The sequence below is a fragment of the Streptomyces sp. NPDC014801 genome (genome assembly GCF_043082085.1).
In the GTDB taxonomy this organism is placed as follows: domain Bacteria; phylum Actinomycetota; class Actinomycetes; order Streptomycetales; family Streptomycetaceae; genus Streptomyces.
Map to the genome: position 1 here is coordinate 100,187 of NZ_JBIBXG010000015.1, position 21,516 is coordinate 121,702.

Consider the following 21,516-nt stretch of genomic DNA (forward strand, 5'->3'; position numbering starts at 1 on the left):
AGGACGCGGGGAAGGGGCCGACGGTTCAGCGCGGCTGAGGAAAGCGCAGGTAGCGCGGGGGGACGGCGCGGGTCAGCCACACCCCGTTGGCGCTGACGTGGAAGACGTGTCCGTCGCGGTGCATGGCACCGGCGTCGACGGCCAGGACGACGGGCCGGCCGCGGCGCGCCCCGACGCGGGTGGCGGTCTCCCGGTCGGCCGAGAGGTGCACGTCGTGGCGGTTCATGGGCCGCAGCCCCTCGGCGCGGATCGCGTCCAGGTTCCGCGCCACGGTGCCGTGATAGAGGTACGGCGGCGGGGTCGCGGCCGGCAGCCCCAGGTCCACCTCGACGCTGTGTCCCTGGCTGGCGCGGATCCGGCCGCCCTCGATCGCGAAGCGCTTCTTGTCGTTGACGGCGACGACGTGCTCCAGCTCGTCTCGCGTGATCGGGAAGCCGTGCCCGGCCGCCGCGGTCAGCAGCGCGTCGATCTCCACCCAGCCGCCCTCGTCCAGCTCCAGTCCGATCCTCTCCGGCTGGTGGCGCAGGTGCTTCGACAGGTACTTCGACACCTTCACGACGCGTCTGTCGTCCATGTCGTTTTCGTTCATGTCGTCATGATGACGCGAGAGACGTGGATCACGAAGTTTTTTTCGCGGGGAGGTTTGATCCACAGCGAACTCGGGTTATCCACAGGCCATTTGAGGATCCTGTGGACAACCGTCTTTGAGACCCCATGAGTTGGTCATGTGTGCTTGCGCGCCAGCATAGTTGTCAGGAGACCGGCGGCTCGATCCGTGCCAGCGCTCGCAACGCCCCGGGAGTGAAGCGGGACATGGCCCGGAACAGCCGTGCCTCCGGCGTCACCGGCACCACCGCCGCGTTCCTCACCACCGCATCCAACACGGCGTCAGCCACCTTCTCCGGCGGGTAGTTTCGCGCGCCGTACAGACGCGCGGTCCGCTTCTGGCGGCGCCGCTCCTCCTCCGCGTCCACGCCGGCGAAGTGCGCCGTGGACGTGATGGCGGTGTTGACGAAGCCCGGGCAGATCGCGCTCACCCCGATGTCCTGGCCCGCGAGTTCGGCGCGCAGGCACTCGCTGAGCATCAGCACCGCCGCCTTGGACGTGCTGTAGGCCGGCAGCGCCCGGGACGGCTGGTAGGCGGCCGCGGACGCGACGTTGACGATGTGGCCGCCCTGCCCGCGCTCGGTCATGTGCCGTCCGAAAAGGCGGCAACCATGAATGACGCCCCACAAGTTGACGTCGAGCACCTTGCGCCAGTCGTCCGTGGTGGTGTCGAAGAAGCTGCCGGACAGGCCGATTCCGGCGTTGTTCACCAGCACGTCCACCACGCCGTACTCGGTGAGCACCTTGTCCGCGAGTTTCTCCATGGCCATCTCGTCGGAGACGTCAACTGCCTCCGCCCAGGCGTCCGGTGCGCCGATCAGCCGGGACATCTCCGCGGTCCGGGCAGCCGCCTCAGCGTCCCGGTCGACGGCGATCACCCGCGCGCCGGCCTCCGCGAACGCGTACGCCGTGGCCCGGCCGATGCCGCTGCCCGCGCCGGTGACCAGGACGAGCTGTCCGCCGAACCGGTCGGCGTGCCGCCCCGACGCGGGTACCCGGCGCCGGCCGTCCTCGACAGAGGAGACGAACTCCTCGATCCACGACGCCAGTTGGTCGGGACGCGTCCGCGGTATCCAGTGTCGCGCGGGCAGCGTGCGGCGCGTCAACTGCGGAACCCACAGCTCCAGTTCGTCGTAGAGGCGCTCGGACAGGAACGCGTCCTGCACGGGCGTGATGAGCTGCACGGGCGCGTGCGCGTACGCGTCCTGGCGGGGCCTGCGCAGCCGGGCGCGGACGTTGTCGCGGTACAGCCACGCGCCGTGCGCCGCGTCGGTGGGCAGCGACGACGTCGGGTAGGCGCCGTCCGGGGTGCGCTCGACGCGTCGCAGGATACCGGGCCAGGCCTTGCCGAGCGGTCCGCGCCAGGCCAGTTCGGGCAGTTTCGGCGTGTGCAGCAGGTAGACGTACCACGACTTGGCGCCCTGGCCGAGGAGCTGGCCGACCCGCCGGGGGGTGGGGTGCTTGAGCCGCCGGTTGATCCAGTGGCCGAAGTGGTCCAGGGACGGCCCCGACATGGAGGTGAAGGACGCGATGCGCCCCTCGGTGCGCTTGACCGTGACGAACTCCCACGACTGCACCGAGCCCCAGTCGTGGCCCACGAGGTGCACCGGCCGGTCCGGGCTCACCGCGTCCGCGACCGCGAGGAAGTCGTCCGTCAGCTTCTCCAGGGTGAAGCCGCCGCGCAGCGGCTTCGGCGCGGTGGAGCCGCCGTGGCCGCGGACGTCGTACAGCACGACGTGGAAGCGGCCGGCCAGCCGGGCGGCGACCTCGGACCAGACCTCCTTGCTGTCCGGGTAGCCGTGCACCAGGATCACCGTCGGCCGGGCCGGATCGCCCAGTTCCGCCACGCACAGGTCCACCCCGCCGGTGCGCACCCGGCGCTCGCGAGCACCCTCGATGGTCACTTGTCCTCCGCCCAGCGCCGCACGTGCGGCAGATCGTCGTCCAGCCAGAAGGCGCTCTCCGCGGGATCCGCCGAGTCGGTGACGACCAGGATCTCCTCGAACTTCGCGCCCGTACCCCGGAAACCGAGGTGGGGTTCGACCGCCCACAGGCCCGGCTGCGGCGGGTGGTCGGAGAAGCGGTAGGGCGACCACAGCGGTGACCAGCCCTCCCGGTGACCGTGCACCGCGTCGCTCAGCAGGCCCTTGAGCGACTGGGTGCCGAACCCGAACAGGCGCGGGGCGAAACGGCGTTCCCGCACCCGGTCCACCTTGTGCGCGATCACCCCGAACGGGTAGGCGCGGTGGCGGTTTGCGTAGCCCTGGCGCACCATGAGCCGGTCCACGTCCTCGTAGATCTCCCGCAGCGAGCGCCGCTCGCGCACCTCGCGCAGGATCAGCTCGCGGTGCGCCTCCAGGTCCGCCATGAGCTTGTCCTGCACGAGGTTCGGGCCGAGCGACCCCGAGTAGCCGATGTCGGCGGTGTACCCCTCGAAGACCGGGGCCATGTCCAGGATGAACGGCATCCCGGGCTCCAGGCGGCGCTGGGTGGGGAAGAACTGCAGCGGCACATGGAAGTCCACGAACGCCGTGCGGTCGCCGAACCAGGCGAACGGCATGTGGAACCAGTCGCGCACGCCCCGCTCGGACAGCCACTCGCGCTGCATGCGCGCCGCCTCGCGCTCGGTCACTCCGGGTCGCAACCGGGCCGCCACCGCCTCGGCGCACTCGTAGGCCAGGCGCTGCACCCGCCGGAATCCTCGCAGCTCAGCGGAGATCTCGCGGGTCACTGCCGTCGTCATGCCAACGCCTCCAGCGCTCCTCGTCGACTGCGCTACGTGCCCGTAACGTGACATCAGCGAATCTGGCACTTGTTAGACGCGGAGTCAATAGGCGGGATCAAGGGCGATCCGCGGGGACACGCGCGGAGGGACGCGCGGGGACACGTGCGGAGGGATGCGCGGGCGTGGAGAACCCGTCCGTAGCTCTCAGGCACCACATCCCCTACGGGCCCGTACGACTGCAGGGTGATGCCGAGACGGCTCTGCGGTCTGACGACGGCCGTGGCGCGTGTCACTACTGTCTGTGGCGTGACTGTGATCGCGACCGAAAGCCTGAGCAAGCGGTTCCCGAGGGTGACCGCGCTCGACCGGCTGTCCGTGGACATCGGACCCGGTGTGACCGGACTCGTCGGGGCCAACGGCGCCGGCAAGTCCACCTTGATCAAGATCCTGCTGGGTCTGTCCCCCGCCACGGAGGGCCGCGCCGAGGTGCTCGGCCTCGACGTCGCCACCAAGGGCGCCGCCATCCGCGAACGCGTGGGCTACATGCCGGAGCACGACTGCCTGCCGCCCGACGTCTCGGCCACCGAGTTCGTCGTGCACATGGCCCGCATGTCCGGCCTGCCGCCCGCCGCCGCACGCGAACGCACCGCGGACACCCTGCGCCACGTCGGCCTGTACGAGGAGCGCTACCGCCCCATCGGCGGCTACTCCACCGGCATGAAGCAGCGCGTGAAGCTCGCCCAGGCGCTGGTCCACGACCCGCAGCTGGTCTTCCTCGACGAACCGACCAACGGCCTCGACCCCGTCGGCCGCGACGAGATGCTCGGCCTGATCCGCCGCGTCCACACCGACTTCGGCATCTCGGTCCTCGTCACCTCCCACCTGCTGGGCGAACTGGAACGCACCTGCGACCACGTCGTCGTCATCGACGGCGGCAAGCTGCTGCGCTCCAGCTCCACCACGGACTTCACGCAGACCACCACCACCCTCGCCATCGAGGTCACCGACACCGACGAGCACCCCGACGGCACCCGTGCCGTGCGCGAGGCGCTGCACGCGCGCGGGGTGAGCACCCACGACGACGGCAGCGGCCTGCCCGGCGCCGGCCACACCCTGCTCCTCACCGCACAGGGCGAGGAGACCTACGACCTGGTCCGGGACGTCGTCGCCGACCTCGGCCTGGGCCTGGTGCGCATGGAACAGCGCCGGCACCACATCTCGGACGTGTTCACCGGCGGCGACGAGCAGCGCAAGGAGGCGGCCGTCCATGGCGGTTGAGCAGCCCCTGGCCACCGGCCCGGGAGACCAGACCCGTATCCACGACATCGGCTACCGCAGCTACGACGGCCCCCGGCTCGGCCGGGCCTACGCCCGTCGCTCGCTGTACGCGCAGTCCCTGCGGGGCGCCTACGGCCTCGGCCGCTCGGCCAAGTCCAAGGTGCTGCCGATGCTGCTGTTCGTGGTGATGTGCGTGCCGGCCGCCATCATGGTCGCGGTGGCCGTCGCCACCAAGGCCAAGGACCTGCCCGTCGACTACACCCGCTACGCGATCATCATGCAGGCCGTCATCAGCCTGTACGTCGCCTCGCAGGCACCCCAGTCGGTCTCCCGCGACCTGCGCTTCAAGACCGTCCCGCTGTACTTCTCGCGGCCCATCGAGACCGCCGACTACGTGCGCGCGAAGTTCGCGGCGCTCGCCTCGGCGCTGTTCCTGCTCACGGCCACCCCGCTGCTCGTGCTGTACGTCGGCGCGCTGCTGGCCAAGCTCGACTTCGCCGACCAGACCAAGGGATTCGGACAAGGACTCGTCTCCGTGGCACTGCTGTCGCTGCTCTTCGCCGGGATCGGCCTGGTCGTCGCGTCGGTCACACCCCGCCGCGGCTTCGGCATCGCGGCCGTCATCGCCGTCCTGACCATCTCCTACGGCGCCGTCTCCGTCGTCCAGGGCATCGCCTACGCCCAGGACAGCACCGGGGCGATCGCCTGGCTGGGCCTGTTCTCGCCGACCACCCTGATCGACGGCGTGCAGTCCGCGTTCCTCGGCGCGACCTCCGCCTTCCCCGGCGGCGACGGCCCGAGCGACGCGCAGGGCGCCGTCTACGTCCTCGTCACCCTCGGTCTGATCGCCGCGAGCTACGGCCTGCTGCTGCGCCGCTACAAGAAGGTGGGCCTGTGACCGCCCACCCGTCGCCCTCCACCACCCTTCCAAGGAATGGGCTGCGCCCATGAGGTCCCTTTCCCCGTCGCCCGCCACCACCCTTCCAAGGAATGGGCTGCGCCCATGAGCACTCTGTCCATCGACCACGTCTCCCGCTGGTTCGGCAACGTGGTCGCCGTCAACGACATCACCATGACCATCGGGCCCGGCGTGACCGGCCTGCTCGGCCCCAACGGCGCCGGGAAGTCCACCCTCATCAACATGATGGGCGGCTTCCTCGCCCCCTCCACCGGCACGGTCACCCTCGACGGGCAGCCGGTATGGCGCAACGAGCGGATCTACCGGCACATCGGCATCGTCCCCGAGCGCGAGGCGATGTACGACTTCCTCACCGGCCGCGAGTTCGTCGTCGCCAACGCCGAACTCCACGGCCTCGGCGACAAGGAGGCCCAACGAGCTCTTGCCACCGTCGAGATGGAGTACGCCCAGGACCGCCGGATCGCCACCTACTCCAAGGGCATGCGGCAGCGGGTGAAGATGGCCAGCGCCCTCGTGCACGACCCCTCGCTGCTGTTGCTGGACGAGCCGTTCAACGGCATGGACCCGCGCCAGCGCATGCAGCTGATGGAGCTGCTCAGGCGCATGGGCGACGAGGGCCGCACGGTGCTGTTCTCCTCCCACATCCTCGAAGAGGTCGAGCAGCTCGCCTGGCACATCGAGGTGATCGTCGCCGGGCGCCACGCGGCCAGCGGCGACTTCCGCCGGATCCGCCGCCTGATGACCGACCGGCCGCACCGCTACCTGGTGCGCTCCAGCGACGACCGCGCCCTCGCGGCCGCGCTGATCTCCGACCCGTCCACCTCCGGCATCGAGGTCGACCACGCCGAGGGCGCGCTGCGCATCCAGGCCGTCGACTTCGCCCGCTTCACGGCCCTCCTGCCGCGCGTCGCCAAGGCGCACGGCATCCGGCTGCTGACCGTCTCGCCGTCCGACGAGTCCCTCGAGTCCGTGTTCTCGTACCTGGTCGCGGCGTAGGAGGCCCATGATGTACGACCCCACTGTCGCCCGGCTCACCTACCGGGCGCTGCTCGGCCGGCGCCGCGCCCTCATCCTCGGCGCGCTGCCGCTGCTGCTGATCGTCATCTCGGTCGCGGTGCGCGCGCTCACCGGGGCCGACGACCAGACCGCCTCCGACGTCCTCGGCGGGTTCGCGCTGGCCACGATGGTGCCGATCATCGGCGTCATCGCCGGCACCGGCGCGATCGGGCCCGAGATCGACGACGGCTCGGTGGTGTACCTGCTGTCCAAGCCGGTCAAGCGCCCCACGATCATCCTCACCAAGCTGATCGTGGCGATCGCGGTGACCATGGTGTTCTCCGCCGTGCCCACCCTGATCGCGGGGCTGATCCTCAACGGCAACGGCCAGCAGATCGCCGTCGCCTACACGGTCGCGGCGCTGGTCTCCTCCATCGCCTACGCCGCCGTGTTCCTGCTGCTCGGCACGGTGTCCCGGCACGCGGTGGTCTTCGGCCTGGTCTACGCCCTGGTCTGGGAGGCGCTGTTCGGCTCCCTCGTCCCCGGCGCCCGGACGCTGAGCATCCAGCAGTGGTCCCTGGCCGTGGCCCACAAGGTCGCCGGCGGCGACCTGGTCACCTCCGACGTCGGGCTCACGACGGCCACGGTGCTGCTGATCGCGGTCACCGTGCTGGCCACCTGGTACGCCGGCCAGAAGCTGCGGGCGCTCACGCTGGCAGGCGAGGAGTAGCCACAGCCGGCCTCGACGGGGGGTCACAGCGGACGACGACTGCGACCCCCGGGGCGCGGCGAGCTGCGCGACCGGCCACGCGCCTTCCCGGGCCCGGCAGCGCACCGCAACCCTCGCGGCGCGCCCCCGTCAGCCCAGCAACCGCTCCAGCACGACCGCGATCCCGTCCTCGTCGTGGGAGGACGTCACCTCGTCGGCGACCGCCTTCAGCTCCTCATGGGCGTTGGCCATGGCCACCCCCCGCGCCGCCCAGGCGAACATCGGCACATCGTTGGGCATGTCGCCGAAGGCGATCGTGTCGGCGGCCTTCATCTTCAGCCGGCGGGCCGCCAGCGACAGCCCCGTGGCCTTCGACAGACCGAGGGGCAGCAGCTCCACGATGCCCTGGCCGGCCATCGCGACCGTGACGAACCCGCCCGCGGCCCGCCGGGCCGCCTCGGCCAGCTCGTCGTCGGACAGCTCGGGATGCTGGATGTAGATCTTGTTCAGCGGGGCGCTCCACAGATCGGAGGCGTCCGAGAACGGCGTCGCGGGCAGCTTGCCGGTCAGCGCGTAACCGGGCCCGACGAGCACCTCGCCGTCCAGGCCGTCACGGCTGGCCGCCAGGTACAGCGGCCCGACCTCGGCCTCGATCTTGGCCAGCGCCACTCCGGCCAGCTGCCGGTCCAGGGTGACCGTGGTCAGCAGGCGGTGCTCCCCGGCGTCGTACACCTGCGCGCCCTGGCCGCACACGGCGAGGCCGCGGTAGCCGAGGTCGTCGAGGATGTGCCGGGTCCACGGCACCGCCCGGCCCGTGACGACGATGTGGGCCGCGCCCGCCGCGGTGGCCGCGGCGAGCGCGTCACGGGTGCGCTGCGAGACCGAGTCGTCCGAACGCAGCAGCGTCCCGTCGAGGTCGGTCGCGATCAGCCGGTAGGGGAAGCCGGTCACTTGGCGACCGGCTCCAGCACCTCACGGCCGCCCAGGTAGGGCCGCAGCACCTCGGGCACACGGACGGAGCCGTCGGCCTGCTGGTGGTTCTCCAGGATCGCCACGATGGTGCGCGGTACGGCGCACAGCGTGCCGTTGAGCGTGGCCAGCGGGCGCACCTTCTTGTCCTCGCGGACGCGGATGGACAGCCGGCGCGACTGGAACTCGGTGCAGTCCGAGGTGGAGGTCAGCTCGCGGTACTTGCCCTGGGTCGGGATCCACGCCTCGCAGTCGAACTTGCGGGAGGCGGAGGCGCCGAGGTCGGCGGAGGCGACGTCGATCACCCGGAACGGCAGTTCCAGCGAGGTCAGCCACTGCTTCTCCCACTCCAGCAGCCGCTGGTGCTCCGCCTGCGACTCCTCGGGGGTGACGTAGGAGAACATCTCCACCTTGTCGAACTGGTGGACGCGGAAGATGCCGCGGGTGTCCTTGCCGTGCGAGCCGGCCTCGCGGCGGAAGCACGGCGAGAAGCCGGCGTAGCGCAGCGGCAGCTGGTCGGCGTCGATGATCTCGTCCATGTGGTACGCCGCGAGCGGCACCTCGGACGTGCCGACCAGGTACAGGTCGTCCTTGTCGAGGTGGTAGACGTCCTGCGCGGCCTGGCCGAGGAAGCCGGTGCCGGCCATGGACTGCGGGCGCACCAGCGCCGGGGTGAGCATCGGCGTGAAGCCGGCCGCCGTGGCCTGGGCCAGCGCGGCGTTGACCAGCGCCAGCTCCAGCAGGGCGCCGACGCCGGTGAGGAAGTAGAAGCGGGAGCCGGAGACCTTGGCGCCACGCTCGACGTCGATGGCGCCGAGCAGCTGGCCGAGCTCCAGGTGGTCCTTGGGCTCGAAGCCCTCGGCGGCGAAGTCCCGGATGGTGCCGTGCGTCTCCAGGGTGACGAAGTCCTCCTCGCCGCCCACGGGGACGTCGGGGTGGACGAGGTTGCCGAGCTTGAGCAGCAGCTCCTGGGTCTCGGCGTCGGCGGCGTCGCGCTCGGCCTCGGCGGCCTTGACGTCGGCCTTGAGCTGTTCGGCCCGCTTGAGCAGGTCGGCCTTCTCGTCGGCGGACGCCTTGGGGATCAGCTTGCCGAGCGACTTCTGCTCGTTGCGCAGCTCGTCGAAGCGGACGCCGGAGGACCTGCGCCGCTCGTCGGCAGACAGGAGAGCGTCGACGAGCGCGACGTCCTCTCCACGGGCGCGCTGAGAGGCGCGCACACGGTCGGGGTCCTCACGAAGCAGGCGAAGGTCAATCACGCGGTCAAGGCTACCGGTGCCCGGTGACGGCTCACGACTCACTATTCCCTGGCGCGCCGAATAGTCGCTTACGGATAGTTATGGGTCAATTGCGCCGAGTGTCCGAACCGGGTGTCGGCTGGCTCGAATCGCTTGTGGACGGCGGCACTTGAGGCCCGTCCCGTCCACAGGGATCCACAGCCCCGGAAAAGTTATCCACAGGGTGTGAGAAAGATCTGTGGACTTCGGAATTGATCACTCCGCGACGGTAAGCGGACCTCAGGATTCCCGGTGCACCTCCCTTTTAGCCGCACTTTCGAGTGGAAAGTGTTCGCTCCAAAGGATTGTTCAAAGGAAACAGGTGGACGAAGTGTGACCCGTGCGCCTCTGGGCGCTTGTGGGCCCTCCAGGGCGATTTGTCGACTGAGTGGTGCTTCCCTGTCGACTTGTCCCCAGGTCGAGAAGCCCACCTGTGGATAACTTCTGTGGATAACGAAGATATGCAGGTAGGACTGGCCGGAACCCTGCGGGGCCCTCGACCGTCGTCCTCTCACCCCGCCGTCCTGGAACCGCCCGTCCTAGAACCGCCCGTCCTGGCAGCGCGCCACCCAGTCCGCCGCCGCCACGAACTCCTCGTCCGAGGTCCCCGGCAGCGTCGGCCGCACGTCTCCGGGCGTGACATCGGCCCGCGGATAGGAGCCGAGGTAGCGCACCTGCAGACAGATCCGCTTCAGCCCCGTCAGGGCCTCGGCCATCCGCCGGTCGGAGATGTGGCCCTCGGCGTCGATGCAGAAGCAGTAGTTCCCGATGCCGGCACCGGTCGGCCGGGACTGGAGCAGCATCAGGTTGATCCCGCGGGTGGCGAACTCGCCCAGCAGGTCGCGCAGCCCGCCGGGGTGGTCGTCGCGCTGCCAGAGCACGACGGAGGTCTTGTCGGCACCGGTCGGGGCGGCGGGCCGGGCCGGACGGCCGACCAGGACGAACCGGGTCTGCGCGGTCTCCGGGAAGTCGTGGATACCGGTCTCCAGCGCCTCCAGTCCGTAGCGGGCGGCGGCGAACTCACCGGCGAAGGCGGCGTCGTACCGGCCTTCCTGGACCAGGCGGGCGGCGTCCGCGTTGGAGGCGGCCGACTCCCAGTCGACGTCGGGCAGGTTCGTGCGCAGCCAGTTGCGCACCTGGGACTGGGCCGCGGGGTGGGCGGAGACCGTCTTGATGTCGGCGAGCTTCGTGCCGGGCCGGACCAGCAGCGCGAAGGTGATCGACAGCAGCACCTCGCGGTAGATCATCAGCGGGGCGCCGGCGACCAGCTCGTCCAGGGTGGTGGTGATGCCGCCCTCGACCGAGTTCTCGATCGGCACGAACGCCGCCTCGGCCTCGCCGGCCCGCACCGCGTCCAGCGCCGACTGCACCGACACGTACGGGATCAGCTCCCGGGTGGCCGCTTCCGGAAGCGTGCGCAGGGCGACTTCGGTGAAGGTGCCCTCGGGGCCGAGATACGCATAGCTCGCTGGCATGGTCTCACCCTAATGGCCGCGGGCCGCCCGGGCTCAGGCGTCTCACCACAGCCACTCGACCGGGTGGTTTGAACGAGGAAGACCCTGCACAGCGCGTCAGCCTGTGCAACGCGGCCCCCGGCTCCCACGGCAACTCACCCGGCCCGCCGACCGCCGCCTGGCCCGGCCACCCCGCCCCGCCCCAGCTGCCCGGCCGTCGCCTGGCCCGGCCACCCCGCCCCGCCCCAGCCGCCCGTCCGCCGCCCGCTCACCCCTCCAGCAGCCGCTGCCCCACGTACTCGCCCTTCGCCGCGCCGCCCGGCACGGCGAACAGCCCGCTGGACTCGTGCCGGATGAAGCGTGACAGCGCGTCGCCCCGGTCGAGCTTGCGCTGCACGGGCACGAAGCCGCGCAGCGGGTCGGCCTGCCAGCAGATGAACAGCAGTCCCGCGTCCGGCGTCCCGTCGGCGTCGAAGCCGTCGTGGTAGGAGAACGGGCGCCGCAGCATCGCCGCCCCGCCGTTGCGGTCGGGCCGGGTGATGCGGGCGTGGGCGTTGACCGGGACGACGTACTCGCCGTTGGCGTCGGTCTTCTCCAGGTCCATCTCGGTGGTCTCGGTGCCGCCCGACAGCGGCGCCCCGTCGGACTTGCGGCGCCCGATGACCGCCTCCTGGTCCTTCAGCGGCAGCTTCTCCCAGTCGTCGAGGAGCATGCGGATGCGGCGGACGACGACGTAGGAGCCGTGCGCCATCCAAGCGGGCTGTCCGTCCGCCGGCACGAACACGCGCTGGTCGAAGTCGGGGTCGGCCGGCTTGGGGTTGCGGGTGCCGTCGACCTGGCCCATGAGGTTGCGGGCGGTCATGGGGTGGGAGGTGGCCCCGGGGCTGCGGTTGAAGCCGTTCATCTGCCAGCGCAGCCGGGCCGCGGTGCCGGCGTCCTTCTGGACGGCGCGCAGGGCGTGGAAGGCGACCAGCGCGTCGTTGGCGCCGATCTGCACCCACAGGTCGCCGTCGCTGCGGGCCTTGTCGAGCTGGTCGGAGGAGAAGGAGGGCAGCGGGTCGAGGGCGGCCGGGCGCTGCTTCTCCAACCCTGTGCGGCCGAAGAAGCTGTGCCCGAAGCCGAAGGTGATCGTCAGTGCCGAGGGCCCGGCGTCCCGGGCGACGTCGGTGTCCCCGTGCGCGGCGGGCTCACCCGCCATGAGCCGTTCCGCGGTCGCCGACCAGCGGCGCAGCAGGGCGGCGGCCTCCTTGCGGCCCGCGCCCGGGGCCAGGTCGAAGGCGGCGAGATGGCCCCGGGCCTGGAGGCCGTCGGTGATGCCGGGCTGATGTTTCCCGTGAAACATCGCGCGCTCGGCGCCGAGCGAGGTCAGCGGGGTGGCCTGGGCGGGCGCGGCCGCGTAGCCCGCCGCCGCGCCGGCCGTGCCGAGGACGAGCCCGGTGGCACCGGCGGTGCCGAGCAGCCGGCGGCGGGAGACGCCGGGCGTCTGCGCGGGGAGGGGGGACTGGTCGGGCATGGTGCGTTCAGCCGATCTGCGCGTTCTTGGAGACGGTCACCTGGTCGATGTCGGAGGTCCGTACGGTCACGGCGACCTGCCAGTCGCCGGCCATCGGGATCTGCACTCCGTCCGCCGACCAGTGTCCGGTGGTGATGTGGTCCGGTACGACGGGCAGCGGCCCGACGTCCTTGGCGGCGAGGGTGAGGGCGATCTTCAGCTCGGGCACGTCGAAGGCACGGCCGTCGGGGTGGGTGACGTAGACGTGCATCTCGTTGGCGCCGACGCCCGCCGGGTCGAGGTCGATGCTGACGACGCCCTTGCCGTCCTTGCCGCCGGTGTCGAAGGGGATGTCCAGCGTGACGGCCCCCGGCCCGGCGGTCGAGGACGAGGCGGAGGACGCCGGGGACGACGAGGTGGCGGCCCGGGCGGCCTCCTCGGTCCGGCCGGGCTCGGTGGAGGTGAGCGCGGTGGTCACCGCGAGCAGGACGATGGCGACGGCGGCCTCGGCGAGGACGGCGCGGCGCAGCCCGAACCGGTGGGGGTCCGCGTCCCGCTGCTGCTTGCGGCGGGCGGCGTCCATGGCGGCGCGCTGCCGGGCCAGCTCGGCGGCCCGCTGATCGTCGCCCGCGGGCGCGGTGACCCGCTCCCGCTCCTTCTTCCGGGTCTGCTTGACCACGGGGTCGGTGAGCCGGGCCGTCCACCTGCGGGAGATCGACGCGAGCCCGACGAGCACCACCACGAGCCCGATCTTCACCAGCAGCAGCTGCCCGTAGCCGGTGTCGGTGAAGGCCGACCAGGAGCCGAGCTGCCGCCAGGACTGGTACACGCCGGTGGCGACGAGGGCGAGGACGCTGCCGAAGGCGACGGTGGAGAAGCGGCGCACGGCGGCGGTCTCGACCGGGGTCTCGGCGGGCGCGAAATACAGGGCGACGAGCAGCGCGGCGAGCCCGCCGAGCCAGGCGGCGACGGCGAGCAGGTGGATCACGTCGACGGGCATCGCGAGGCCGGCCTGGAGGCCGACGGAGGCGTGCTCGGCCATCGCCCAGCTCGCCGCGAGCCCCGCGGCCACGACGGTGCCGCCGAGCGCCAGCCCGAACGTCAGGTCCCGCTTCTCCTCGTCCTCGCGCTTGTCGTAGGCGCCGAAGAGGACGGCGACGAACAGGGCCGCCGCGGCGAGCAGCAGCAGCCGGGAGACCAGGGCGGCGCCGGACTTGGTCTGCAGGACCTGTCCGAGCAGGTCCAGGTCGAGGATGTCGCCGGCCTTGCCGGAGGTGGTGTACGCGCCGCGCAGGAGCAGCAGCGCGAGGGTGGCCGCGGTCAGGGCGACCCAGCCGGAGACCACGAGCCGCTGCACGGCCCGCACCCCGGTGCCGCGCCGCCAGCAGGCCAGCACGAAGGCGGCCCCGCCGGTCAGAACGATGAATCCGGCGTACGACACGTACCGGCCGAGGCCGTAGAGCGTGCCGACGACGCCGCCTCCGGCCTCCTGCCCGCCGACGGAGACGGCGGTCTTGGAGGGGGCGCCGACGGAGAAGGTGTAGGCGCCGGCGACCGGGTGGCTGTCGGCCGAGACGACCTGGTAGGTGACGGTGTAGGTGCCGTCGGGCAGCCCGCTGTGCAGCGCCACGGCGTAGGTGGTGCCGCTGACCTCGGAGGGCTTGCCGTCGTCGACGCGCTTGCCCTGGGGGTCGAGGACGCGCAGCGAGTCGTCGTTGAGGGCGACCTTCTCGGAGAAGGTGAGCGAGACCCGGGCGGGTGCCTGCTTGACCACCACCCCCTGCTGGGGGTCGCTGCCGGTCAGCGCGGCGTGCGCGGAGGCGGGCGCGGCGCCGGCGAGCAGCGCGCCGAGCGCGGCCACGAACAGCAGCACCAGGGTCCGCACGCGGGGGGCGGTGGTCTGGGTCACGGTGACTGCTCCCTCAGTGTCCGGTCGCCGGGTGGTAGGTCGCGGCCTTCACCGGCATCCGCACCTCGAGGGTGCCGGACCGGGCGAAGTGGAGCGTGACGGTCACGTTCTCGCCCTGCTTCGGCCTGCGCTTGAGCTGCTCGAACATCAGGTGGTTGCCGCCGCTGCGGAAGACGACCCGGCCGTGTGCCGGCACGGGGAGGGCGGCCACCTCCCGCATCGCCCCGCCCTGGGTCTGGTGGACCGTGACGGAGCCCGCTATGTCGCTGGTGACGGAGGTCAGCTCGTCCTTGGCACCGCCGGCGTTGGCGATGGTCAGGAAGCCGGCCGCCATGTCGGAGACGGGCTGCGGCATGTACGCGGAGGCGACGGACAGCGCGGCCCGCCCGGAACCGCTGCCCGAGCCCGAGTCCGCGCCACTGCCCGAGCCGGAACCGGAACCGGAGCCGGACGAGCCGCAGCCGGTCAGCAGCAGGGCACCGGTCAGGGCGCCGGCGGCCACGGCGGCACCCTTGGCGCGGCCCCTCACGGGTTCTCCCCCTTGACGATCTTGGGGAGGTCCTTGATGTAGTCGTCGACGGTGGTGTCCTCGCCGTAGTACAGGTAGCCGCGGTCGGTCTTCGGGGAGAAGGCGAAGACCTGCGTGCCGTGCACCGAGACGAGCTTGCCGTTCTTGTCCTTCGTGGTCGGCTCGATGGAGATGCCGAGGGTGCGGGCGCCGGCCTGGATGGTGGCGAAGTCGCCGGTCAGGCCGACGAACTGGCTGTCGATGCCGTTCAGCCACTTGCCCAGCTCGGCCGGGGTGTCCCGGCCCGGGTCGGTGGTGACGAACACGACCCGCAGCCGGTCCTGCTCGGCCCGGGGCAGCTGCTTCTTGGCGACGGCGATGTTGTTCATCGTCAGCGGGCACACGTCCGGGCAGTGCGTGTAGCCGAAGTAGATCAGGGTGGGCCGGCCCGCGGTCTCCTTGCGGAGGTCGTACTTCTTGCCGTGGGTGTCGGTCAGCACCAGGTCGGGCTTCTCGAACGGCTTGTCGAGGACGGTGCCGGCCTTGGCCGAACCGGACTCCTCGGAGACGACGGAGACGGGGCTGCCGCCGTCACCGCCGCTGCCGCAGGCGGTGAGGGTGAGGGCGGAGGCGGCGAGCAGGGCGGCCGCCGCGAAGATCTTGGTGCGCATGCAGAGGGATCCCAAAGGTAGAGCGCCGGGCGCGCGCGGGGCCGCGGGTACGGCTCCCGCACGCGCCACGGACGGGGTTGATCAGGCGGCGGTGCGCCGGCGGCCGGCGAACACGCCGTACGCCACACCCGCCGCGCCGACGACGATGCCCACGATGCCGAGCACCCGGGCGGTGGTGTCGGTGTCGTGGCCGTCGGAGGCCGTCGTGGCGGCGGCGGTCTTCTCGGCGTCCGAGCCCTCGTCCCCGGAGGCGGTGGTGTCGGACGCGTCGGAGGCGCCGGAGGTGCCGTGGTGGTCGTCGTCGGAGGCGGCCGACAGCTGCAGGACCGGGGCGGGGTTCTCGGGCTCGGCCTGGCCGTCCTGCGGGACCTCGATCCAGCGGACGACCTCCTTGTTGGAGTACGTCTGGATCGCCTTGAAGACGAGCTTGTCCGTGTCCTCGGGCAGCTGGCCGACGGAGAGCGGGAACTTCTGGAAGTAGCCCGGCTTGATGCCCTCGCCGTCGGCGGTCCAGGTGACCTTGGTGACCGCCTCGCCGATCTTCTCGCCGTGCACCGTCAGCGGCTTGGCCAGCTTCGACTTGGTGACCTCGATCTTCCAGCCCGGGAGGGCCTGCGGCGCGACCGACGCCAGCGGGTGGTCGGCGGGCAGGGTGACCTCGACCTTGGTCGTCGAGGCATTGTCGCGCTCGTTGGGCACCTTGAAGTCGACGACGGCGTACCCGCCCTTGGCGGCGCTGCCCTCGGGCTGCACGGACACGTGCGCGAAGGCGGGCGTCGACAGGACGGTCAGACCGGCCACGGCGAGGACGGCGGGGACGGCAACACGGGAAACCTTCATGGAAGGTGCACTCCACTTCGAGTGAGTCCGGCGGAAGACGGAGAACCGGCCGGTGTTGAAGAGGGATACGCACGCGCACGCGTGCGTGCTGCGCCGCACGACGTACGGCAGCCTCTCGTGGTCTCGTGGAGTGGCGGTCGCGTCGCGCTAGGCGGCGAGGGAGAGTGCGGCGACGGCCGGCGGGCCGCGGCGGATCACCGTGTGCTGGAGCGCGGTGGTGTGCGGGGCGGGGGGTGCGAGCAGCGCGGTGCGCGGCGGGCGCGGGCCCGTGCGGGGCACGGTCGGCAGCCCGGCGAGCAGGGCGCGCACCAGCGCGAGCGCCCCGCGCAGGGCACGCACGAGCGCCCCTTCCGCGACCTCGTGCGCCGACAGCGCGGCCAGGTCCATGATCCGCAGCAGGGCGCTGTCGCCCCGGCGCAGCAGCCAGCCCGCGGCGAGCGCCGCGAGCAGGTGGCCGAGCAGCATCGGCAGCGACGGCAACAGGGCCGCGGGGGAGCCGGCGACCGTGGACAGGGCGTCCGCCGGGTGATGCGCCGGCGTGCCCTGCACGCGCGCGGTCGCCAGGATCCGCTGGGCCTGCACGGGACTGAGCGGAGCCGCTCCGGCCCCGCACACCAGCCGCGCCGCCTGCGCCACCAGCGAGGCGTCGGCCGCCGTGCCGGTGGTGCCCGTCGTGCCGGCCGCGTGCTGGCTCAGCCCGAACAGCGTGTGCAGGAGGGTCTGTCCGCCCGCGAGCAGCGCGGCGATCCCCGGCAGGGAGCGTTCCCGGCCGGCCAGCGGCACCGCGACGAGCAGGGCCCCCAGGAAACCCGCGCCCAGCGTCCACAGCGGGACGGTGGCGCAGGAGGCGAGCGCGTGCCCGCCCGCGGCCAGCACGACGCAGACCGCGGCGAACACCGCGGCCCGCAGAAGCCGGACGTCGCGTCCGGCACGCGCTGTGCGCGGGTGGGGGGCAGTCATGGCGCGCCCATCATCGCACTGCCCTTACCGCCGCCATACGGCAGGTCCGCAAGATGCGGTATGCGCACTCGGCCCCCACATACACCGATTGCCGCCCACCGCGCATCCCCCATATGGGCGGCATCACGTCAATTCCGGGCTTACATCCGGGTGGTGGCGGCAATACGTATCGGTATGTCGAGCCGCGGCCAGGAGGCTGGAGCATGAGCATCTGGTGGTCACTCCATTTGCGGCGCGAAGCTGCGAGCGTCCCCCTGGCCCGCCGCCTGCTGCTCGGCACGATGGAGACCGCGGGCGTCGACCCCGACATCTCCTACGACCTGTCCGTCGCCCTCAGCGAGGCCTGCGCCAACGCCGTGGAGCACGGCGGGACCCGCGGCCGGGACGCCTCCTCGGAGGCCTACCGGGTCACCGCCTACCTCGACGGGGAGCTGTGCCGCATCGAGGTCGCCGACGCCGGTCCCGGCATCACCGGCGCCGACTCCTCGCGCCCCGCGCACGACGACGCCGAGCACGGCCGGGGCCTGTTCCTCATCCGCGAGCTCGCCGACCACGTCCACATCGGCACCAAGCCGGGGCGCGGCGGCGCGGTGGTGAGCTTCGACAAGATCCTGAAATGGCGCAAGGACGCGCCGCTGGTGGCCGTCTGACCCCGGCGGCACGCCCTTGCCTCACAGCACACGCGGCGCCGGCCCGTGCGGGCCGGCGCGGGACGTCAGCCCTTGAGGGCCGCCATCCAGGACTCCACCTCGTCCGAGCGGCGCGGCAGCGCGGCCGACAGGTTCCGGTTGCCGTCCTCGGTGACCAGGATGTCGTCCTCGATGCGCACGCCGATGCCGCGGTACTCCTCCGGCACCGTCAGGTCGTCGGCCTGGAAGTACAGGCCCGGCTCGACGGTGAGCACCATGCCCGGCTCCAGCGTGCCGTCGACATAGGTCTCGGTGCGCGCGGCGGCGCAGTCGTGGACGTCCATGCCGAGCATGTGGCCGGTGCCGTGCAGCGTCCAGCGGCGCTGCAGACCCAGCTCCAGCACCCGCTCCACCGGGCCCTCGACCAGGCCCCACTCGACCAGCCGCTCGGTGAGGACGCGCTGCGCGGCGTCGTGGAAGTCGCGGTACTTCGCGCCCGGCTTCACCGCCGCGATACCGGCCTCCTGGGCGTCGTACACGGCGTCGTAGATCTTCTTCTGGATCTCCGAGAAGCGGCCGTTGACCGGCAGCGTGCGCGTGACGTCGGCGGTGTAGTACGTGTGCGTCTCCACGCCCGCGTCCAGCAGGAGCAGGTCGCCGGAGCGGACCGGGCCGTCGTTGCGGACCCAGTGCAGGGTGCAGGCGTGCGGGCCGGAGGCGGCGATGGTGCCGTAGCCGACGTCGTTGCCCTCGACGCGGGCGCGCAGGAAGAAGGTGCCCTCGATGTAGCGCTCGGAGGTGGCCTCGGCCTTGTCGAGGACCTTCACCACGTCCTCGAAGCCGCGCGCGGTGGAGTCGACGGCCTTCTGCAGCTCGCCGATCTCGAAGTCGTCCTTGACCAGGCGCATCTCGGAGAGGAAGACCCGCAGCTCCTCGTCGCGCTCGGCGGTGACCTTGTCGGTGAGCGCCTCCTCGATGCCGGCGTCGTGTCCGCGGACGACGCGCACCGGGCCGGTGGCCTCGCGCAGCGCGTCGGCCAGCTCGCGCACGTCGGCGGCCGGGATGCCGTACAGCTTCTCGGACTCGGTGAGGGAGTGGCGGCGGCCGACCCACAGCTCGCCCTGGCCGGAGAGCCAGAACTCGCCGTTCTCGCGGTCGGAGCGCGGCAGCAGGTAGAGCGTGGCCTCGTGGCCCTCGCCGCGCGGCTCCAGGACCAGGACGCCGTCCTCGGTCTGGTTGCCGGTGAGGTAGGCGTACTCGACGGACGCGCGGAAGGGGTAGTCCGTGTCGTTGGAACGGACCTTCAGGTTGCCCGCGGGGATCACCAGGCGCTCGCCGGGGAAGCGGGCGGACAGCTTCGCGCGGCGCGCGGCGGTCTCGGCGGCCTGGGCGATCGGCTGCAGGTCGTGCAGCTCGGTGTCGGCCCAGCCGGACTTCATGTTCTCGGCCAGCTCGTCGGAGACGCCCGGGTAGAGGCCGTTCTTGCGCTGCTTGATCGGCTCGTCCTCGGCAGTCTCCGGGGTCGCCGGAAGCTCCTCCGCCACGGTCATCCTCCTTGGGTACGGCACTGGACCACCCCCATCGTACGGTCGTACGGAAGGGGGCCCGGAGCACTATGACCCATTACACGAGGTGACCGGCCGGAGCGCGCGCCGCCTACTCGAACCGTGCCGCCAGCAGGACGACGTCCTCCTCGGAGTCGACCGTGTCCCGCCCGTCCGGCAGCACCGTGCGCAGCACGTGGTCCACGAGCGCGTCCGGGTCGTGCCGCAGCGCGCGCGGCACCCCGGCGGCCGCCGCGTGCAGCCGGGCGAAGGCCCGGTCGGCGGGGTCGCCGGTGCGGTGCAGCAGGCCGTCGGTGTAGAGCAGCACCGTCTCGCCGGGTTCCGCCTGCAGCTCCACGCTGGGCGCCTCCCAGCAGGCGAGCATGCCGAGCGGCGCGGAGACGGACGTCTCGACGAACTCGGTGCGCCGGTGACCGACCAGCAGCGGCGGGCAGTGCCCGGCACCGGCCAGGGTGATCTTGCGCAGGGCGGGCTCGCAGTAGGCGAACAGCGCGGTGGCCGAGCGGGCCGGCTCGGTGAGCCGCAGCAGCAGCTCCAGGTCGGACAGGACGGCGACCGGGTCCTCGCCCTCCATCACGGCGTACGCCCGCAGGGAGGCCCGCAGCCGGCCCATCGCGGCGACCGCGCTGGGCCCGGAGCCGGTGACCGCGCCGACGGCGAGGCCCAGGGCGGCGTCCGGCAGCGGCAGCGCGTCGTACCAGTCGCCGCCGCCGCGCGGTCCGGTGCGGTGCCGGGCGGCGAGCTGCACACCGGCGACGCGGGGGAGCCGGGAGGGCAGCAGTTCCTCGGAGATGGTCGCCATGCACGCGCGCGTGCGCTCCAGCTCCAGCAGGCGGGCGAGGTGTTCGGCGGCGTAGCGGGCGTACAGGCCGATCAGGTGGCGCATGCGCTCGCCGGGTTCGGCCGGCTCGTCGTAGAGCCAGACGGCGGCGCCGAGCAGGCCGGCGGCCTCGGTGGACAGGGGGAGGGCGTAGCTGGCGGCGTAGCCGAGGCGGGCGGCGACCTCGCGGTGGCGGGGGTCGAGGCCGTCCTCGGCGAACAGGTCGGGCTCGGCGATCTCGCGCTCGCCGCCGGGCAGTCCGTCGAGGATGCGGCCGAGGGAGGTGGCGCTGCGCGGCACGGTCTCGATGTGGCCCAGATCGGCGCGGCCGAGCCCGAGACCGATGGTGGTGTCGGGGCCGTGTTTGTCGGCCGGTTCGAGGGCGACCAGTCCGCGCCGGGCGCCCACCAGGGCGGCTCCGGCGCGCAGGAGTTCGCGCAGGGCGTCGTCCAGGGTGCCGGTGGCGGCAAGGCGCTCGGTGAGTTCGTGCAGGGTCGTCAGGTCGGAGACCCAGCCGGCGAGCCGGTCCTGGAGCAGGGCGCCGGGGGCGTGCGGGGGTGGCACCGGTGCGGTGCCCGAAGCGGCGTGCGCGGGCGCGGCAGTGTGCGCGGGCGCCGGAACCGTTGAATCGATTCCGGCCACTTTCTGAGGATGAGGGGCGTTCATGGCAACCGGCTTTCCGACCGGTGCGTACTGCTGAAAAGCATCGCAAACCCCCATGTCTTCTGCGCCGCTAGCAGTGTCTCCACATGTACACGCACTCGTGAGGGGATGTCCAGCATTGTCCTGCCGGTATTCCTGGTGTCCGTGGTGTTCAAGCGCTGTGCGGGGCTCCTCGCGGTAACCCCTTGCGCAAGAGCGAAGTTGGCTGAAAACTGCCTCAGGTATCGGGTGATTGCGGTCGACTGGGCTCGCTCCACGGAGCGTCACAGCGGTCGTGATGGGTACGTACTCGGTATGGGCCGGGGTGGTGGGGGCCACCCGGAACCTGGTGTCCGGACCGGGCGTCTTAGCCACCGACGACCCAGCCCCATCCTCCCGTGGCGGAGGCGAAGCGAAAGACGCGGAACGGCAAACGCCATACTTCGCCACCCCACGCCACGCCCATGCTTGTGCCGAACGCGGTATGGACGTCGGCGGTTGCACGCAAGCCGCCCGAGCTCGACCCAGAGGGGTTCCCCGCGCGTCAGGC

19 protein-coding genes are annotated in these 21,516 nt (G+C 71.9%); 5 read left to right on the forward strand and 14 right to left on the reverse strand.

The window, feature by feature from the left end:
* Window positions 1-25: 25 nt before the first annotated feature.
* The 3 genes from ACF1AL_RS32970 to ACF1AL_RS32980 all read right to left on the reverse strand — a co-directional run bounded on the left by ACF1AL_RS32970 (window position 26) and on the right by ACF1AL_RS32980 (window position 3,349).
* Window positions 26-589, reverse strand: a complete 564-nt coding sequence (locus ACF1AL_RS32970) for an RNA 2'-phosphotransferase (protein WP_391702291.1) — start codon at window positions 587-589, stop codon at window positions 26-28.
* 163 nt (window positions 590-752) lie between these two features.
* On the reverse strand, window positions 753-2,510 hold the full coding sequence (locus tag ACF1AL_RS32975; protein WP_391828437.1) for an SDR family oxidoreductase: 1,758 nt from the start codon (window positions 2,508-2,510) through the stop codon (window positions 753-755).
* A complete protein-coding gene (locus ACF1AL_RS32980; RefSeq protein WP_384201201.1) occupies window positions 2,507-3,349 on the reverse strand; it encodes a M24 family metallopeptidase in 843 nt (280 codons plus the stop codon). The genes ACF1AL_RS32975 and ACF1AL_RS32980 overlap by 4 nt, the downstream gene beginning before the upstream one ends.
* 294 nt (window positions 3,350-3,643) lie before the next feature.
* On the opposite strand from ACF1AL_RS32980, the gene ACF1AL_RS32985 reads away from it, so the two are divergent.
* From ACF1AL_RS32985 to ACF1AL_RS33000, 4 genes are all read left to right on the forward strand, one after another.
* Complete coding sequence (locus tag ACF1AL_RS32985) at window positions 3,644-4,609, forward strand: ABC transporter ATP-binding protein (RefSeq protein WP_366835428.1); 966 nt, start codon at window positions 3,644-3,646, stop codon at window positions 4,607-4,609.
* The gene (locus ACF1AL_RS32990) at window positions 4,599-5,507 is read left to right on the forward strand and encodes an ABC transporter permease subunit (RefSeq protein ID WP_386911315.1); all 909 of its coding nucleotides are present in this window, start codon (window positions 4,599-4,601) and stop codon (window positions 5,505-5,507) included. Before ACF1AL_RS32985 ends, ACF1AL_RS32990 begins: the two co-directional genes overlap by 11 nt.
* A gap of 105 nt (window positions 5,508-5,612) precedes the next feature.
* The gene (locus ACF1AL_RS32995; protein ID WP_366835135.1) at window positions 5,613-6,524 is read left to right on the forward strand and encodes an ABC transporter ATP-binding protein; all 912 of its coding nucleotides are present in this window, start codon (window positions 5,613-5,615) and stop codon (window positions 6,522-6,524) included.
* Between the two features lie 10 nt (window positions 6,525-6,534).
* Window positions 6,535-7,254 carry an ABC transporter permease subunit gene (locus ACF1AL_RS33000; protein ID WP_391702301.1) on the forward strand — a complete coding sequence of 240 codons (720 nt, stop codon included), beginning with the start codon at window positions 6,535-6,537 and terminating at the stop codon, window positions 7,252-7,254.
* A 129-nt stretch (window positions 7,255-7,383) separates the two neighbouring features.
* Here the strand turns inward: ACF1AL_RS33000 and ACF1AL_RS33005 are convergent, their stop codons facing one another.
* The 9 genes from ACF1AL_RS33005 to ACF1AL_RS33045 form a co-directional block, all read right to left on the reverse strand.
* Entirely contained in the window at window positions 7,384-8,184 is an 801-nt protein-coding gene (locus tag ACF1AL_RS33005) for an HAD family hydrolase (RefSeq protein WP_386584436.1), read from the reverse strand.
* The gene (serS, locus tag ACF1AL_RS33010) at window positions 8,181-9,458 is read right to left on the reverse strand and encodes a serine--tRNA ligase (protein ID WP_366835132.1); all 1,278 of its coding nucleotides are present in this window, start codon (window positions 9,456-9,458) and stop codon (window positions 8,181-8,183) included. The genes ACF1AL_RS33005 and serS overlap by 4 nt, the downstream gene beginning before the upstream one ends.
* A gap of 557 nt (window positions 9,459-10,015) precedes the next feature.
* Window positions 10,016-10,951 carry a prephenate dehydratase gene (pheA, locus tag ACF1AL_RS33015; RefSeq protein ID WP_366835131.1) on the reverse strand — a complete coding sequence of 312 codons (936 nt, stop codon included), beginning with the start codon at window positions 10,949-10,951 and terminating at the stop codon, window positions 10,016-10,018.
* Between the two features lie 247 nt (window positions 10,952-11,198).
* On the reverse strand, window positions 11,199-12,443 hold the full coding sequence (efeB, locus tag ACF1AL_RS33020) for an iron uptake transporter deferrochelatase/peroxidase subunit (RefSeq protein ID WP_391828439.1): 1,245 nt from the start codon (window positions 12,441-12,443) through the stop codon (window positions 11,199-11,201).
* Window positions 12,444-12,450: 7 nt separating this feature from the next.
* Entirely contained in the window at window positions 12,451-14,331 is a 1,881-nt protein-coding gene (locus ACF1AL_RS33025; protein ID WP_391828441.1) for a copper resistance protein CopC, read from the reverse strand.
* Window positions 14,332-14,344: 13 nt separating this feature from the next.
* Window positions 14,345-14,860 carry a copper chaperone PCu(A)C gene (locus tag ACF1AL_RS33030; RefSeq protein ID WP_391828443.1) on the reverse strand — a complete coding sequence of 172 codons (516 nt, stop codon included), beginning with the start codon at window positions 14,858-14,860 and terminating at the stop codon, window positions 14,345-14,347.
* Window positions 14,857-15,510, reverse strand: coding sequence for an SCO family protein (locus ACF1AL_RS33035; RefSeq protein ID WP_391658719.1), 654 nt, complete (start codon window positions 15,508-15,510; stop codon window positions 14,857-14,859). The genes ACF1AL_RS33030 and ACF1AL_RS33035 overlap by 4 nt, the downstream gene beginning before the upstream one ends.
* 81 nt (window positions 15,511-15,591) lie before the next feature.
* Complete coding sequence (locus ACF1AL_RS33040) at window positions 15,592-16,350, reverse strand: YcnI family protein (RefSeq protein WP_391821251.1); 759 nt, start codon at window positions 16,348-16,350, stop codon at window positions 15,592-15,594.
* A gap of 147 nt (window positions 16,351-16,497) precedes the next feature.
* The gene (locus ACF1AL_RS33045; RefSeq protein WP_391828445.1) at window positions 16,498-17,310 is read right to left on the reverse strand and encodes a hypothetical protein; all 813 of its coding nucleotides are present in this window, start codon (window positions 17,308-17,310) and stop codon (window positions 16,498-16,500) included.
* 203 nt (window positions 17,311-17,513) lie between these two features.
* On the opposite strand from ACF1AL_RS33045, the gene ACF1AL_RS33050 reads away from it, so the two are divergent.
* Window positions 17,514-17,960: an ATP-binding protein gene (locus tag ACF1AL_RS33050; protein ID WP_366835123.1), complete on the forward strand. Its 447-nt coding sequence runs from the start codon at window positions 17,514-17,516 to the stop codon at window positions 17,958-17,960.
* Window positions 17,961-18,025: 65 nt separating this feature from the next.
* Here ACF1AL_RS33050 and ACF1AL_RS33055 read toward each other — a convergent pair whose 3' ends face one another.
* Together ACF1AL_RS33055 and ACF1AL_RS33060 are read right to left on the reverse strand one after the other, a co-directional pair.
* A complete protein-coding gene (locus ACF1AL_RS33055; protein WP_366835122.1) occupies window positions 18,026-19,489 on the reverse strand; it encodes an aminopeptidase P family protein in 1,464 nt (487 codons plus the stop codon).
* Between the two features lie 106 nt (window positions 19,490-19,595).
* The gene (locus ACF1AL_RS33060) at window positions 19,596-20,990 is read right to left on the reverse strand and encodes a PP2C family protein-serine/threonine phosphatase (RefSeq protein WP_386415563.1); all 1,395 of its coding nucleotides are present in this window, start codon (window positions 20,988-20,990) and stop codon (window positions 19,596-19,598) included.
* Between the last annotated feature and the right edge of the window lie 526 nt (window positions 20,991-21,516).

Bases quoted from the DNA above. Each gene is read 5' to 3' on its own strand.
- ACF1AL_RS32970 (WP_391702291.1), bottom strand. From the start codon at position 589: ATGAACGAAAACGACATGGACGACAGACGCGTCGTGAAGGTGTCGAAG.
- ACF1AL_RS32995 (WP_366835135.1), top strand. From the start codon at position 5,613: ATGAGCACTCTGTCCATCGACCACGTCTCCCGCTGGTTCGGCAACGTG.
- ACF1AL_RS33040 (WP_391821251.1), bottom strand. From the start codon at position 16,350: ATGAAGGTTTCCCGTGTTGCCGTCCCCGCCGTCCTCGCCGTGGCCGGT.
- ACF1AL_RS32980 (WP_384201201.1), bottom strand. From the start codon at position 3,349: ATGACGACGGCAGTGACCCGCGAGATCTCCGCTGAGCTGCGAGGATTC.
- ACF1AL_RS33060 (WP_386415563.1), bottom strand. From the start codon at position 20,990: ATGAACGCCCCTCATCCTCAGAAAGTGGCCGGAATCGATTCAACGGTT.
- ACF1AL_RS33035 (WP_391658719.1), bottom strand. From the start codon at position 15,510: ATGCGCACCAAGATCTTCGCGGCGGCCGCCCTGCTCGCCGCCTCCGCC.
- ACF1AL_RS33000 (WP_391702301.1), top strand. From the start codon at position 6,535: ATGTACGACCCCACTGTCGCCCGGCTCACCTACCGGGCGCTGCTCGGC.
- efeB (WP_391828439.1), bottom strand. From the start codon at position 12,443: ATGCCCGACCAGTCCCCCCTCCCCGCGCAGACGCCCGGCGTCTCCCGC.
- ACF1AL_RS33055 (WP_366835122.1), bottom strand. From the start codon at position 19,489: ATGACCGTGGCGGAGGAGCTTCCGGCGACCCCGGAGACTGCCGAGGAC.
- ACF1AL_RS33050 (WP_366835123.1), top strand. From the start codon at position 17,514: ATGAGCATCTGGTGGTCACTCCATTTGCGGCGCGAAGCTGCGAGCGTC.
- ACF1AL_RS32990 (WP_386911315.1), top strand. From the start codon at position 4,599: ATGGCGGTTGAGCAGCCCCTGGCCACCGGCCCGGGAGACCAGACCCGT.
- ACF1AL_RS33045 (WP_391828445.1), bottom strand. From the start codon at position 17,310: ATGACTGCCCCCCACCCGCGCACAGCGCGTGCCGGACGCGACGTCCGG.
- pheA (WP_366835131.1), bottom strand. From the start codon at position 10,951: ATGCCAGCGAGCTATGCGTATCTCGGCCCCGAGGGCACCTTCACCGAA.